At 71.4% G+C, this 13962-nt stretch carries 15 protein-coding genes; 9 read left to right on the top strand and 6 right to left on the bottom strand.

Going from position 1 to position 13962, the window contains the following annotated elements; all coding sequences use genetic code 11:
• The 3 genes from KN815_RS35340 to KN815_RS35330 all read left to right on the top strand — a co-directional run.
• Positions 1-1629, top strand: a 1629-nt coding sequence (locus KN815_RS35340; RefSeq protein ID WP_216345930.1) for a trypsin-like peptidase domain-containing protein, incomplete at its 5' end; no start/stop codon positions are given.
• 99 nt (positions 1630-1728) lie between these two features.
• Complete coding sequence (locus KN815_RS35335) at positions 1729-2199, top strand: sec-independent translocase (RefSeq protein ID WP_216345929.1); 471 nt, start codon at positions 1729-1731, stop codon at positions 2197-2199.
• 118 nt (positions 2200-2317) lie between these two features.
• Positions 2318-2977, top strand: coding sequence for a hypothetical protein (locus KN815_RS35330; RefSeq protein WP_216345928.1), 660 nt, complete (start codon positions 2318-2320; stop codon positions 2975-2977).
• A 149-nt stretch (positions 2978-3126) separates the two neighbouring features.
• Here KN815_RS35330 and KN815_RS35325 read toward each other — a convergent pair whose 3' ends face one another.
• The 3 genes from KN815_RS35325 to KN815_RS35315 form a co-directional block, all read right to left on the bottom strand.
• Positions 3127-4281 (bottom strand): Mrp/NBP35 family ATP-binding protein, encoded by a 1155-nt coding sequence (locus KN815_RS35325; protein ID WP_216345927.1) that lies wholly within the window; start codon positions 4279-4281, stop codon positions 3127-3129.
• 186 nt (positions 4282-4467) lie between these two features.
• A complete protein-coding gene (locus KN815_RS35320; protein ID WP_216345926.1) occupies positions 4468-4974 on the bottom strand; it encodes a DUF1003 domain-containing protein in 507 nt (168 codons plus the stop codon).
• Positions 4964-6247, bottom strand: coding sequence for a magnesium transporter MgtE N-terminal domain-containing protein (locus KN815_RS35315; RefSeq protein ID WP_216345925.1), 1284 nt, complete (start codon positions 6245-6247; stop codon positions 4964-4966). The genes KN815_RS35320 and KN815_RS35315 overlap by 11 nt, the downstream gene beginning before the upstream one ends.
• 187 nt (positions 6248-6434) lie before the next feature.
• On the opposite strand from KN815_RS35315, the gene KN815_RS35310 reads away from it, so the two are divergent.
• Complete coding sequence (locus KN815_RS35310; protein ID WP_216345924.1) at positions 6435-7184, top strand: hypothetical protein; 750 nt, start codon at positions 6435-6437, stop codon at positions 7182-7184.
• A 163-nt stretch (positions 7185-7347) separates the two neighbouring features.
• Here KN815_RS35310 and KN815_RS35305 read toward each other — a convergent pair whose 3' ends face one another.
• A complete protein-coding gene (locus KN815_RS35305) occupies positions 7348-7893 on the bottom strand; it encodes a hypothetical protein (RefSeq protein WP_216345923.1) in 546 nt (181 codons plus the stop codon).
• Between the two features lie 43 nt (positions 7894-7936).
• On the opposite strand from KN815_RS35305, the gene KN815_RS35300 reads away from it, so the two are divergent.
• A complete protein-coding gene (locus tag KN815_RS35300) occupies positions 7937-8938 on the top strand; it encodes a DMT family transporter (protein ID WP_216345922.1) in 1002 nt (333 codons plus the stop codon).
• A 76-nt stretch (positions 8939-9014) separates the two neighbouring features.
• On the opposite strand, the gene KN815_RS35295 is transcribed toward KN815_RS35300, so the two are convergent.
• The gene (locus KN815_RS35295) at positions 9015-10115 is read right to left on the bottom strand and encodes a magnesium and cobalt transport protein CorA (protein ID WP_078643419.1); all 1101 of its coding nucleotides are present in this window, start codon (positions 10113-10115) and stop codon (positions 9015-9017) included.
• A gap of 450 nt (positions 10116-10565) precedes the next feature.
• Here KN815_RS35295 and KN815_RS35290 point away from each other — a divergent pair, with 450 nt between their 5' ends.
• The 4 genes from KN815_RS35290 to KN815_RS35275 all read left to right on the top strand — a co-directional run bounded on the left by KN815_RS35290 (position 10566) and on the right by KN815_RS35275 (position 13636).
• Positions 10566-11171 (top strand): suppressor of fused domain protein, encoded by a 606-nt coding sequence (locus KN815_RS35290; RefSeq protein WP_216345921.1) that lies wholly within the window; start codon positions 10566-10568, stop codon positions 11169-11171.
• 89 nt (positions 11172-11260) lie between these two features.
• The gene (locus KN815_RS35285; protein WP_211123774.1) at positions 11261-11902 is read left to right on the top strand and encodes a DUF6758 family protein; all 642 of its coding nucleotides are present in this window, start codon (positions 11261-11263) and stop codon (positions 11900-11902) included.
• A gap of 173 nt (positions 11903-12075) precedes the next feature.
• Positions 12076-12930, top strand: a complete 855-nt coding sequence (locus KN815_RS35280) for a PHP domain-containing protein (RefSeq protein WP_216345920.1) — start codon at positions 12076-12078, stop codon at positions 12928-12930.
• A 100-nt stretch (positions 12931-13030) separates the two neighbouring features.
• Positions 13031-13636, top strand: a complete 606-nt coding sequence (locus KN815_RS35275; RefSeq protein ID WP_014054731.1) for a MarC family protein — start codon at positions 13031-13033, stop codon at positions 13634-13636.
• Between the two features lie 75 nt (positions 13637-13711).
• On the opposite strand, the gene KN815_RS52725 is transcribed toward KN815_RS35275, so the two are convergent.
• Positions 13712-13864 (bottom strand): DUF8834 family protein, encoded by a 153-nt coding sequence (locus KN815_RS52725; protein ID WP_014054732.1) that lies wholly within the window; start codon positions 13862-13864, stop codon positions 13712-13714.
• Positions 13865-13962: the final 98 nt, after the last annotated feature.

The following is a 13962-nucleotide window of genomic DNA, read 5'->3' as shown; positions in this document are numbered from 1 at the left end:
GACGCGCCCACGGAGGGCCACGCGCCCGACGAGCCGGCGCCCCGGCCGTTGCACGAGCCCGATCCGTACAGCACCCCGCCCTACGGCGGCCCCGGGCCCTGGGCCCCGGCCCCGCCCGTCCAGCATCCGGCGGCGACCCCCGCACAGGGCACGCATGTCCCGCCCGGGATGGCCCAGGCACCCCCGGCCCCCGGCATGGCCCAGGCGCCGCCCCCGCCCCACCAGGCGCCGCCCCAGGCCCCTGTAACGCCCCAGGCACCGCCTCAGGCCCCCGGGATGACCCCGCCCCACGGCACCACCCTGCCGCCCGCCGCGGGTCCCGTACCGGGGCAGAGCGCGCCCGCGCCCATGCCGTCGCACCCCGGGATGACCCCGCCGCACGGCACACAGCTCCCTGCGGGGCCCGCGGATCCCCACCACCCTGCCCCGATGGCGCAGCCCGCCCCGACCGCCCAGTGGCGCGGCTACGACCCCTGGACCGTGGTCCCGCCCGCCGCGCCCAAGACGCCGAAGACGGTCTCCCGCCGCGGTGCCTGGATCGCCGCGCTGCTGATCGCCCTGGTCGCGGGGTGCGTCGGCGGCGGCATCGGCGCGTACGCGGAGCGGGACCACGCCTCCGGGGGTGTCGATGTGAAGCTGCCGCAGGCCCCGCTCGAGAAGGAAACCAGGGCCCCGGGCAGCGTCGCCGGGATCGCCGCCAGTTCGCTGCCCGGCGTGGTGACCATCCATGTGCGCGGCAGTTCGGAGGAGGGCACCGGCACCGGCTTCGTCCTCGACAAGCAGGGCCATATCCTCACCAACAACCATGTCGTCCAGCCCGCCGGCGCGGACGGCGACATATCGGTGACGTTCAACAGCGGTCAGGACGCCAAGGCCGAGATCATCGGCCGCGACACCGGCTATGACCTGGCGGTCGTCAAGGTCGACCGCGTCTCCGGGCTCACCCCGCTGCCGCTGGGCAACTCCGACTCCGTGCGCGTCGGCGACCCCGTCGTGGCCATCGGCGCCCCCTTCGACCTGGCGGGCACCGTCACCTCCGGGATCATCAGCGCCAAGGAGCGCCCCATCACCGCGGGCGGGGAGAAGGAGGACGGCAGCGACGTCAGCTATGTCGACGCGCTCCAGACCGACGCCCCCATCAACCCGGGCAACTCCGGCGGCCCCCTGGTCGACCGCAAGGGACGGGTCATCGGGGTCAACAGCGCGATCCGGGCGGCCGACGACGGTTCGGGCCTCGGCGGCGGCCAGGGCGGCAGTATCGGCCTGGGCTTCGCCATCCCGATCAACCAGGGCAAGCGGGTCGCCGAGGAGCTGATCAACACCGGGAAGGCCACCCATCCGGTGATCGGCGTGACCCTCGACATGGGCTACTCGGGCGACGGCGCCCGGGTGAACACCAAGGGCGCGGGCAGCGGCCCGCCGGTCAGCTCCGGCGGCCCCGGCGACAAGGCGGGGATCAAGGCCGGTGACGTGATCACGGAGGTGGACGGCGTCCCGGTGCACAGCGGACAGGAGCTGATCGTGAAGATCCGCAGCCACCGCCCCGGTGACCGGCTCGCGCTCACCGTCGAGCGCGGCGGTAAGAAGCGCACCGCGGAGCTGATCCTGGGTTCGGCGAGCAGCGGCTGACGCCCGTTGTTGGCCCGGCCGTCTCCCGCGCCGGCTCCGCCGCCAGGTACGGTGTTCAGTGGCCCAGGCCGGGGCCCAGACGTCTTGAGGAGCTGCAAGGTGTTGGACATAGGACCTCTCGAGTTTGTCGCGCTCGTTGTCCTTGCGGTGCTCGTCTTCGGCCCGGACAAGCTCCCGAAGCTGATTCGGGATGTGTCGCAGTTCATCCGGAAGGTCCGGGAGTTCTCCGACAACGCCAAGGAGGACATCCGCTCCGAGCTGGGGCCGGAGTTCAAGGATTTCGAGTTCGAGGACCTCAACCCCAAGACCTTCGTGCGCAAGCATGTGATGGACTCCGATGAGTTCGGCCTGAAGGAGATCCGTAACGGCTTCGACCTCCGTAAGGAGATGGCGGAGGTCGCCGACGCGGTGAACGGCCGGGAGAGTGATCCGTCGCAGGGCTCTTCAGGGGCTTCCGGCACCACCCCGCTGTCCCTGTCCAAGGGCGACTCCAGCACGCCTGACCTGCTGCGCAAGCGCGAGGAACCGAGCCGCGAGGAGCGTCCGCCTTTCGACTCCGACGCCACTTGATCCCCCCGTATGCCCGGCCTGGTTGACCCGTATGGCTATCCTCCCTTTGTCCGGGGTGAGGGTCGCCCGAGGGGGGCGGGCCGCCCACAACGCAGGGCAACGAGGAGGCCGCGCGCACATGGAGACCACGGGTCGGCTAGGGGAACGAGGAGTGGCAGCGGCTGCGCAGGGGATGCCCGCCGATGCCCGGCGGAGCGTCGACGGCTATCTGATGGCCGGCTTCCCCTGGTACGGGCTTGACGAGGCGTTCACCGGCCCCCGCTGGCTGATGCGGGTGGGCGCGGCGGCCGACGGCATCGTCGAGTACGGCTCGACCGGCCATGGCGAGGAGCCGTCCCTGAAGGTCGAGACCGATATGGACCAGCAGCGCTTCACGGTGGTCGTCACCGTCGCCAGCCGCCCGGGGCGGGACAGCGCCGACGGCACCGGCAAGCTGGAGGCCACCTCGGTCTCCTCCGCCGCCTGGCTGGCCGGCTCCGGTCTGTTGTCGTGCACCTGGCCGACGCGGATGGAGCGGGCGCTGCGCCAGGACTGGCTGGACCAGCAGACCGCGATCGCCTGGGAGCTGGCGGACGATCTGGCGGGCGAGAGCTGGTCGCAGCTCTCGCTCCCGGTGGACGGGGTGCCGACCGACTTCCACTACCGCGAGTCGGAGTACGGCTGGGTGCTGGCCGGAACGGCGGGCGAGGACGTGCACATCGGGGCGTACGGGCGCGGGGTGAGCGCCTACGGTCTGGGGTTCGCGGTGGTCAAGGACATCACCCGCTACGACTCGTAAGGCATCCGCCAACGGCTCAGGGGCGGCTTCCGCGGGAAGCCGCCCCTGAGCCGTGAGGCCGTGGCCGAGCAAGCCGTGAGGCCGTGGCCCAGCGCGAGCCGTAAGGCCGTGGCCGAGCGCGAGCCGTAAGGCCGTGGCCCAGCGTGCGCTCAGAACTTGTTGCGCGGGGTGACGCCCAGCGACATGCCCGCGAGGCCGCGCTGCCGTCCGCCGATCTTGCCCGCGATCGCCTTGAGCGCGCTGCCGGCCGGGGAGTCGGGGTCGGTCAGCACGACCGGCTTCCCCTCGTCGCCGCCCTCGCGCAGCCGTACGTCGATCGGGATGGAGCCCAGCACCGGCACCGTCGTGCCGGTGGTCCGGCTGAGCCCGTCGGCGACCACCTGGCCACCGCCGGTGCCGAAGACGTCGACCATCTCGTCGCAGTGCGGGCAGGGCAGCCCGGACATGTTCTCCACCACGCCGACGATCTTCTGATGGGTCTGGACGGCGATGGCGCCGGCCCGCTCGGCGACCTCGGCGGCGGCCTGCTGCGGCGTCGTCACCACCAGGATCTCGGCGTTGGGCACGAGCTGGGCGACGGAGATCGCGATATCGCCGGTGCCCGGGGGGAGGTCGAGGAGCAGCACATCGAGGTCGCCCCAGTAGACATCGGCCAGGAACTGCTGGAGCGCGCGGTGCAGCATCGGGCCGCGCCAGACCACCGGGGCGTTCCCGGGAGTGAACATCCCGATCGAGATCACCTTCACGCCGTTCGCCGACGGCGGCATGATCATGTTCTCGACCTGGGTGGGCCGTCCGTCGGCGCCCAGCATGCGGGGCACCGAGTGGCCGTAGATGTCGGCGTCCACCACGCCGACCTTGAGCCCGTCGGCGGCCATCGCGGCGGCCAGGTTGACCGTCACCGACGACTTGCCGACGCCGCCCTTGCCGGAGGCCACCGCGTAGACCCGGGTCAGCGAGCCGGGCTTGGCGAAGGGCACCTCGCGCTCGGCCTGGCCGCCGCGGAGCGAGGTGGCCAGCTCACGCCGCTGCTCATCGCTCATCACATCGAGTTCGACCGTGACCCCGGTCACACCCTCGACCCCGGCGACCGCCGTCCGCACGCTGCTGGTGATCGTGTCCCGCATCGGACAGCCGGAGACCGTGAGGTAGACCACCACGGCGACCGAGCCATCCGCCGCGATCTCGACGGATTTGACCATGCCGAGGTCGGTGATCGGCTTGTGGATCTCCGGGTCGTTGACCGTCGCGAGCGCGGCGCGTACCGCGTCTTCGCTCGGCGTGGGGCTTGTCGCGGAAGCCATCCGATCTCCTTGACTCGGTGGCGCGGAGCGCAACCGATTCGCTACAGTCTGTATCGCGCCGCAAGGCGCCGGTCAGGGCTTGGCCGTCATGAGGTCGCTACGGCGGCCGAGTGAGAAGCCGCCTCCTTCGGGAGGGGGAGGAGTCACACGGAGATGGTACGGCGCGAAACGCGCTGTGAGGATCCATCAGCCGTCGGGTTCATCACTCAGAGCAGGGGCGCCTCGCCCCTGCTCCATTTCCCTGATCAGATCCTGAAACTCGGAGCGGATCCAGTCGCGAGTGGCCACCTCGCCGAGCCCCATCCGTAGTGCCGCGATCTCCCGGGCCAGGAACTCGGTGTCGGCGATGGACCGCTCGTCCTGGGCGCGATCCTGCTCCAGGGTAACCCGGTCGCGGTCGGCCTGGCGGTACTGGGCCAGCAGGATCAGCGGGGCGGAGTACGACGCCTGGAGCGAGAGCATCAGTGTCAGGAAGATGAACGGGAACGGGTCGAACCGCAGCCGCTGCGGCGCCAGGATGTTCCAGGCCAGCCAGAGGGCGACGAAGGCGGTCATCCAGGCGATGAACCGCCCGGTGCCCAGGAAGCGCGCGATCCGCTCGGACGCCCTGCCGAACGCCTCGGGGTCCCAGCGCGGCAGCGGGCTGCGGCGCCGCGCCTTGGGCCGGTCCAGCCGGATGCCCTCACCGTCCATCGGCGGCCTCCGGCAGGGCCATCCCGGCGTACAGCTCGCGCTCCCGCCAGTCGGAGGGCAGCAGATGGTCCAGCACGTCGTCGACCGTCACGGCGCCGAGCAGGGAGCCGGTCTCGTCCACGACGGGCGCCGCGAGCAGGTTGTAGGTGGCCAGATGGCCGGCCACGACGGGCAGCGGGGTGTCCGGCGCCAGCGTCGGCAGATCGGTGTCGACGGACGCCCCGACGAGGGTGAACGGCGGGTCGCGCAGCAGCCGTTGGAAGTGGATGATGCCCAGATAGCGGCCGGTGGGCGTCTGGTCGGGCGGGCGGCACACATAGACCTGGGCGGCGAGCGCGGGCGTCAGATCCTGTTCGCGCACCTTGGCGAGGGCGTCCGCGATGGTGGCGTCCGGGCGCAGCACGATCGGCTCGGTCGTCATCAGACCGCCCGCCGACCCCTCCTCGTACGACATCAGCCGCCGCATGTCCGCCGCGTCGCGGGGGCGCATCAGGCCCAGCAGCCGCTCCTTGTCGGGTTCGGGGAGCTCGGAGAGCAGATCGGCCGCGTCATCGGGGTCCATGGCCTCCAGGACGTCGGCCGCGCGCTCCTCCTTGAGCTTGCCGAGGATCTCCACCCGGTCGTCGTCGGGCAGCTCCTCCAGGACGTCCGCGAGCCGCTCGTCGTCCAGGGCCGCCGCCACCTCGCCCCGGCGCTTCGCGGACAGATGGTGCAGCACATTGGCCAGGTCGGCGGGGCGCAACTGCTCGAAGGTGGCCAGCAGGTTCTCCGCACCCTGGCCCTGCTCCTCCAGCGAGAATCCGGTGACCGCCGACCAGTCCACGGTCAGCGCCTCGCCGCGGCGGCGCAGCGCGCCGGTCTTGCCGCGGCGTACGAAGACCTTGTCGACCTCCCACTCCCGGCGCGCGAGCAACTGGGTCATCGCCACGTCGAGGACCGTCACCGGCTCGCCGGTCTCGACCACCCGCACCGTGCGGTCGAGCAGTTCGCCGAGGACCAGGGTCTCGGTCGGGCGCTGCTCGAAGCGGCGCATATTGAGCACCCCGGTGGTGATGACCTGGCCGGACTCCACACCGGTCACCCGCGTCATGGGCAGGAAGATCCGGCGGCGGCCGATCACCTCGACCACCAGGCCGAGCACCCGCGGCGGGCGGCCGGCCAGCCGCAGCATCGCCACGACATCGCGCACCCGCCCCACCTGGTCGCCGTTCGGGTCGAAGACGGCGACGCCCGCGAGATGCGAGACAAAGACCCGGGGGGCGCCTGCCGGCATGCCCTGCCTCCCCTCGTATATGGGGCTTTGTGGTCATTCAAGGTAATGATCCGCTCTTCACCGGGTTCAGGCTAACGTGCCCGCACCTGCCCTGCCGCCGGGCGAAGGCGGTACGGCACCCTGCGGACACCGGGGGACGGCACCGGTACGCTGCCCTACTGCACCGGCATCAGGAGGCAGAGCGGACGTGCGCACCCGGAACAGGGCTGTCGTTGCGGCGATGTGCGCGGGGTTGGCCGCCACGCTCGCCGCGTGTGGCGGCGGCGGTGGGGAGCAGGACCCCGACGCGGGGACCAACGGCGTGGGAAAGCTCCCCGCCACGAAGATCGAGAGCAAGACCCGTCAGGCGGTCGCCGGCGCGAGTTCGGTGCGGCTCTCCGGCACGCTCGTCACCCAGGGAGCCACCTACAAGCTGAACATGCGCCTCAAGGCCGACGGCGGCACGGGCCAGGTCTCCACCAAGGGCTCCAGCTTCGAGCTGCTGCGCGTCGGCAAGGAGCTCTACCTCAAGGCCGACTCGGGCTTCTGGTCCCACGACGGCGGGGACGAGGGACACGGCGGCGCGGCCGACGCGGCCGGGAAGCTGGACAACAAGTATGTGAAGGTCCCCTCCGGCGACCCCTCCTACCAGCGGCTCAGCGGTTTCACCGATATGAAGCTGCTGCTGGACGGCTTGCTCGGCCTGCACGGCGAGGTCGCCACGGGCGACCACGGGCAGGTGAACGGCGTACGGACGATCCGCATCAGTGCCGGTAAGGCCGGTGAGGGCGGATCGCTCGATGTCTCCCTGGAGGGCCGGCCCTATCCGCTGCGGCTTCAGCGGGCGGGCGGGGCGGGCGTGATCCAGCTCGCGGACTGGAACAAGGGCTTCAGTCTCGCCGCCCCGGAGAAGGGCCATGTGCTCGACTACGGGCAGCAGATCCCGGAGGCGCCGTAGCCGGTCCCGTGGGCGCCGTGGCCGCGAGCGCGTCCGGTAAGGGCAGCGAGGGCGCCTCCTTGGCGTCCTGAAGCCAGGGGGCGGCCTTACCGCGTCCTTGAAGCCAGGACGTGGCCTTACTACGCCCTTGAAGCCAGGGCGCGGCCTTACCCGGCGTCAGGAGCTACGACGCGTCCTTACGGGCGTCACGGGCGCGCTTCTTGCGGCGGGCGAGGAGCTTCGGGAGCGCCGCCGGGATCGGCTGGCGGGTGGTCGCCGGGGACGGCAGCGGGGTCGCCGCCAGGGAGCCGGTGGGGTGTTCGGCGAGCGCCCCGGGCGCGGGCTCCAGCCGCAGCACCCGGCATTCGCGCGCCCAGCGCTCCGCGATGTGGTCGGCGTCCGGCGCGTTCAGCCGCTTGCCCTTGAGCTCGTCGACCACCGCGGTCCACGCCTCGCCGCCCGGGGCGAGTTCGACCACCCGCGCGGGCCAGCCGACCAGCCGCCCGCCCTTGTCCTTGCTGCGCACGGTCACCGTGGCGCTTCCGCCGTCGGTCAGCCCGAGGCCCTGGAGGGGCTGCTCCTGGGGTCCGTCCCCGACGAGGCAGACCGCGCCCTCGTGCCAGATGTGCCACAGGGCGCGCGGGGCGCCCTCGGTGCCCTGGACCCAGATGAGGGCGGACTTCTTGGCCGCCTCCTCGACAAGGGCACGGTCCATCGGCGTCTGCGTCATGCCGACAGCCTAGGCCAGTCGCCAACTCGTCCCAGCCTGTGAAATGTCAGTTCCGTCTTATGCTCAAGCGCCTTACCCTGGCGCCGTGCCCACCGCCCGTGCCGCGCGCACCCCAGCCCACCCCGCAGCCCCCGCCGCATCCGGTGACGGCGGTCGTCCCGGTGGTGGCGTTCCCGTCGATATCGCGCTCCTTACGGTCGCCATCGCCGGTGTCTCGCTCTCCGCGCCGCTGGCCGCCGCGACGGTGGCACCCGCGCTCGCCATAGCCTTCTGGCGCAACGCCATGGCGGTGGGCGCGCTCACCCCGTTCGCGCTGTGGCGCCACCGGGGCGAACTGCGGGGGATGGGCCGCCGGGCGGCGCTGCTGTCGGTCGGGGCGGGGGCGCTGCTCGCGGTGCACTTCGGAGCCTGGCTGCCGAGCCTGCATATGACCTCCGTGGCCTCCTCCACCGCGCTGGTGACCACGACCCCCATCTGGACGGCGCTGCTGCTGCGGCTGCGCGGCCACCGCCTGCCCACGCTCGCCTGGGTGGGCATGGGGCTCGCGATCCTCGGTGTGGTGATCCTCACCGGGGTTGATCTGTCCGCTTCCCCGCACGCCCTGCTGGGCGACGCGCTCGCCCTGCTGGGCGGGGTGGCGGCGGCCGGGTATGTGCTGCTCGGGGCGGAGGTGCGGCGTTCGGTGAGCACCACCGCGTACGCCTATGTCTGCTACGCCACCACCAGCGTGCTCCTGCTGCTGACCTGCCTGGTGGCGGGCGCGCGGCTCGGCGGCTACAGCGGCACCACCTGGCTTCAGCTCGCCGTGCTGACGGTCACCGCCCAGTTGCTGGGGCACACCCTCATCAACCGGGTGGTCAAGGGCCTCGGCCCCTCCATCACCTCGACCGCGATCCTGCTGGAGACGCCCGGGGCGGCCCTGATCGCGGCCCTGTGGCTGGGCCAGATGCCGCCCGTGGCGGCCTACCCCGCGCTCGCGGTGATCCTCGGCGGGCTCGCGCTGGTCATCATGACGGACAGCAGGAAGCCCCGCCCGGGCGGGTGAGGGCCCCCTCGGACGGGCCCGGCCGACAGGGGCCCGTCCGTCCGTCCGCGGTCCGGCCCCGCGGCCGACGTCGTCCTTACAGCCAGCCGTTGCGCTTGAAACCGCGGTGGATCGCGAAGCAGATGCCCACCGTGACGACGAGCACGGTCGGGTAGCCGAACTTCCAGCGCAGCTCCGGCATGTAGTCGAAGTTCATGCCGTAGATCCCCGCGATCATCGTCGGCACGGCGAAGATCGCCGCCCAGGACGTGATCTTCCGCATGTCCTCGTTCTGCGCGACCGTGGCCTGCGCCAGATTGGCCTGGAGGATCGAGTTCAGCAGATCGTCGAAGGCCAGCACCTGCTCGTTGACCCGCGCAAGATGGTCCGCGACATCCCGGAAGTACTTCTGGATGTCCGGGTCCACCAGCCGCATCGGCCGCTCGCTCAGCAGTTGCATCGGCCGCAGCAGCGGCGAGACGGCCCGCTTGAACTCCAGGACCTCGCGCTTGAGCTGGTAGATCCGGCCCGCGTCGCCGCCCCGCCGGGAGGTCGCGGCCGAGAAGACATCGATCTCGACCTCGTCGATGTCGTCCTGGACCGCGTCGGCGACCGCGAGATAGCCGTCGACGACCTGGTCGGCGATGGCGTGCAGCACCGCGGAGGGGCCCTTGGCGAGCAGTTCGGGGTCCTGCTGGAGCCGGTGGCGCAGGGCGCGCAGCGAGCCCTGGCCGCCGTGCCGCACGGTCACGATGAAGTTCCGGCCGGTGAAGCACATCACCTCACCGGTCTCCACCACCTCGCTGGTCGAGGTGAGTTCGGCGTGCTCGACATAGTGGATGGTCTTGAAGACGGTGAAGAGGGTGTCGTCGTACCGCTCCAGCTTGGGCCGCTGATGGGCCTGCACCGCGTCCTCGACCGCCAGCGGGTGCAGCCCGAACTCCTGGGCGATCCCCGCGAACTCGCGCTCGGTCGGCTCATGCAGCCCGATCCAGGCGAATCCGCCCTCCTCGCGGACCCGCTCCATGGCCTGCGCCGGGCTCACGTGGTCGCTGACCCGCTTGCCGTCGCGGTAGACCGCGCAGTCGACCACGGCGCTGGTGACCGACGGGTCACGCGTCGCGTCGTAGTCACTGGAGTTACGGGTGCGGCGCAGCGCGGGGCGGACGGCTGCACGCAGGTCACGGATCATCGACATGACGGGCTCCTTCACGGGCCGGCCGTCAGCGGCGGGCGCGCGGCGCAGCGCTGCGCCCGGAAGGTGGACGTACGACACCCGGTGCCCGTACGTCCGCAAAGCGGGCGGCGCTCCGTGCGATGGCGCTGACGGAAGTTCTTCGGAACTGAACAAAGCGGTACGAAGGCGCTCTACCGTCAGATGCCCTGGATGCGAGATGGCTTCGCGTGTTTCACCGCCGGGGGGCGGGGTACGGAAGGCTTCAGATCATTGAAATCGCATACCAAGGGGAAACGACGGGAGAACTGTCGGTACTGCACGGTCGACTAGGATCCACCGCAGCCCCACCTCCTCCGGCCGGTCCCCCGTGAGGGACGACGTGTAACTCCCTGGGCAGGGATTAAGGCTATCAGTCGGCAGAACCGTTACGTCGCCGCTTTGCCCGTTCGATACGCGATCTATGCTCACCGCATGTCAGACGTTCTTGAGCTGGTCGAGGCCCGGTTGATCACCGCGCTGGGCGAGCCGGATGCCCGCGCGGCCATCACTTTCGTCGGTACGGACCGCATTGACGTGCTGCGATTCCGGGACGAGAGCGATGTCATCCGCTACGCCACCCTCGGTATGTCGGACCATCCGATGACCAGCCCGACCGCCGCCGTCGCCGACCCCCTGCGCGGGCCGCGCGCCGAGCTGGTGCTGACCGTGCGGACCGGCGGCCGCGGCCCCGACCTCGCCATCCTCGACGAGGTGCTCCGCCCGCTCGCCGTGCTCGCCGCCTCCCCCCAGGTCGAGGGGGTCGTGGTGACTCCCGGCGCGTCGCTGGAGCTCGGCGGGCCGCTGTGGCCCGGGGCGTCCTTCAGCTCCGTCCTGGTCGCCGAACCGGGCGGCCTGGTCGAGGACTTGGAGCTGCTGGAACCGATGGAGCCGGTGCGCTTCCTGCCGATGCTGCCGATGACCGCGAACGAGGCGGCATGGAAGCGGGTGCACGGCGCCGGCGCCCTCCAGGACCGCTGGCTGCGGCACGGTACGGATCTGCGCGACCCGGTGCGGGCCGGGGTACCGCTGACGGGCTGAGGCCCGTCAGGGCATCTCCTGCGGGAAGTGACCTCCGGACGGGTGATCGTCCTTGACGCGACGACGACCGGGGAGGACCGTGGGGGCCTATGAGGGGCGAACCCAGTTGCCCGAAATGCGGTGGCCGGGTGCGAGCACCCGGTCTCTTCGCCGACTCCTGGCAGTGCGGAGTGCACGGCACGGTGCACCCCCTCCAGCCGGTCGTTCCGCCGAGCGTCGAAGCGCTCGTGGTGGTCACCAACCGCGCCCGGGTGCCCGTATGGATGCCGTGGCCGCTGCCCGTGGGCTGGCTGTTCACCGGTGTGGCCTGCGCCGGGGACGACCGTAGCGGTGGCCGCGCCACCGCCGTGGCCTGCTCCGGACCCGGACCGCTGGGCGGCCCGGGGGAGCTGCTGCTGATCGCCGAGGAGCTGGGCGTCGGGCTCGGCGCGCGTTTCGCGGGCATCCCGGGGCCCGATCCGGGGCCGGGGATGCGGGTCGACAAGCCGCCGCATGTCAAGGTGCTGGCCGCCGGGCGGCCCACCCCGCTGTGGCATGTCGAAGGCACCCCGGACGACCGCGCCGTCTTCGCGGGCGAGGCGTGCGGGCTGTGGCTGTGGGCGGTCGTCTGGCCCGAGCAGACCGGGCTGCTGATGTACGACGAGATGGTGCTCACCGATCTGCGGGACGCGGGGGCCGAGGTCGACCTGGTGCCCTGCGGGGCGCTCTCACCGAGGCTGCTCTCACCCTGAGCCGCGTCGCCGGCTGAGCCTTACCGCCTGAGCCTTACCGCCTGAGCTTCGTCGTCGGAGTCCTGGGCCGTGGCTCCAGCGCGGGTCAAGGGGGGCTGACCCGGGCGTCACCGGGCGTGGTTATGCTGAGGAGTCCCATCCGTCCGTCCCGAACGCAGCTTGGAGCCCGTGCCGTGCGCATCGATCTGCACACCCACTCCACTGCCTCGGACGGTACGGACACCCCCGCCGAGCTGGTGCGCAATGCCGCCGCCGCGGGGCTGGACGTCGTCGCACTCACCGACCACGACACCGTCGGCGGCCATGCGGAGGCGACGCGGGCGCTGCCCTCCGGGCTGACGCTGGTCACCGGCGCCGAGCTGTCCTGCCGCCTGAACGGGGTGAGCCTGCACATGCTGGCGTACCTCTTCGACCCGGCCGAGCCCGAGCTGGCGGCCGAGCGCGAGCTGGTGCGCGACGACCGGGTGCCCCGGGCCCAGGCGATGGTCGCGAAGCTGCGCGAGCTGGACGTGCCGATCACCTGGGAGCGGGTGGCTGAGATCGCCGGGGACGGGGCCGTCGGACGGCCGCATATCGCCACCGCGCTGGTCGAGCTGGGCGTCGTGGAGAGCGTCTCGGACGCCTTCACCCAGGACTGGCTGGCCGACGGCGGCCGGGCGCATGTGGAGAAGCACGAGTCGGACCCCTTCGAGGCGATCCGGCTGATCAAGGGCGCCGGCGGGGTCGCGGTCTTCGCGCATCCGCTGGCCGTCAAGCGGGGCCAGTGCGTACCGGAGAGCGCGATCGGCGAGCTGGCGGCGGCCGGTCTCGACGGTATCGAGGTCGACCACATGGACCACGACGAGGACACCCGCGCGCGGCTGCGCGGCCTCGCCGCCGATCTCGGTCTGCTCACCACCGGCTCCAGCGACTATCACGGCAGCCGTAAGACCTGTCGGCTCGGCGAGCACACGACCGATCCCGAGGTCTACGGGGAGATCGTGCGCCGGGCGACCGGGGCCTTCCCGGTGCCGGGCGCGGGCGGCTGAGCGCGCCCCTCCCTTCTCCCGCCTCCCCTTCTTCCGCTTCCCCCCATTTCCCGTACCGCATCAGCGCGCACCGCTGCCCGTCCCCGCAAGGCCATTCACCGTGTTCGACGTCGCCGTATTCGGCTCCCTCTTCCTCACCCTGTTCGTGATCATGGACCCGCCGGGCATCACACCCATCTTTCTCGCGCTGACCTCGGGCCGTCCGGCCAAGGTGCAGCGCCGGATGGCGGGCCAGGCGGCGGCCGTCGCCTTCGGCGTCATCGCCGTCTTCGGCATCGGCGGTCAGCAGATCCTCGACTATCTGCATGTCTCCGTCCCCGCGCTGATGATCGCGGGCGGGCTGCTGCTCCTGCTGATCGCGCTCAGTCTGCTGACCGGTAAGAGCGACGAGCCGAGCCAGACCAAGGACGTCAATGTGGCGCTCGTCCCGCTCGGCATGCCGCTGCTGGCCGGGCCGGGCGCGATCGTCTCGGTGATCCTCGCCGTGCAGCACGCGCCCGGGCTCGCCGATCAGGTGGCGGTGTGGTCCGCGATCGTGGCCATGCATGTCGTGCTGTGGCTCACCATGCGCTACTCGCTGCTGATCATTCGCGTGATCAAGGAGGGGGGAGTGGTGCTGGTCACCCGGCTGTCCGGGATGATGCTCTCCGCCATCGCGGTCCAGCAGATCATCAACGGGGTCCTCCAGGTGGCCCATACCGCCTGACATGACACAAGCGCCCCCGTACCGTCGCGGTACGGGGGCGCTCGACGCTCTGTGCTGATGGAGAGCCTTACGGCACTACCGGGCGGCGGTCTCGGCTGGACGGATGTAGATGCGCTGGCCGATAGCGGCGGCCTGCTGCACGATCCGGTTGACGGAGGCGGCGTCTACGACGGTGCTGTCGATGGCGCTGCCATCGACATCGTCAAGGCGCATGATCTCGAAGCGCAAGTGGCTTCTCCCTTCGTCTGATCCTCCTGAAGGAGAACTGATGTGTACGGAGTCGCGCAGCGTCGCTGCCGCGCCCTCCTGTACGTGTTCAACGAGAG

Origin of the sequence: Streptomyces niphimycinicus (assembly GCF_018883605.1) — a bacterium.
In the GTDB taxonomy this organism is placed as follows: Bacteria; Actinomycetota; Actinomycetes; order Streptomycetales; family Streptomycetaceae; genus Streptomyces; species Streptomyces niphimycinicus.
The sequence above is the reverse complement of the archived record's forward strand: the minus strand, read 5'-3'. Positions and strand labels throughout refer to the sequence as shown.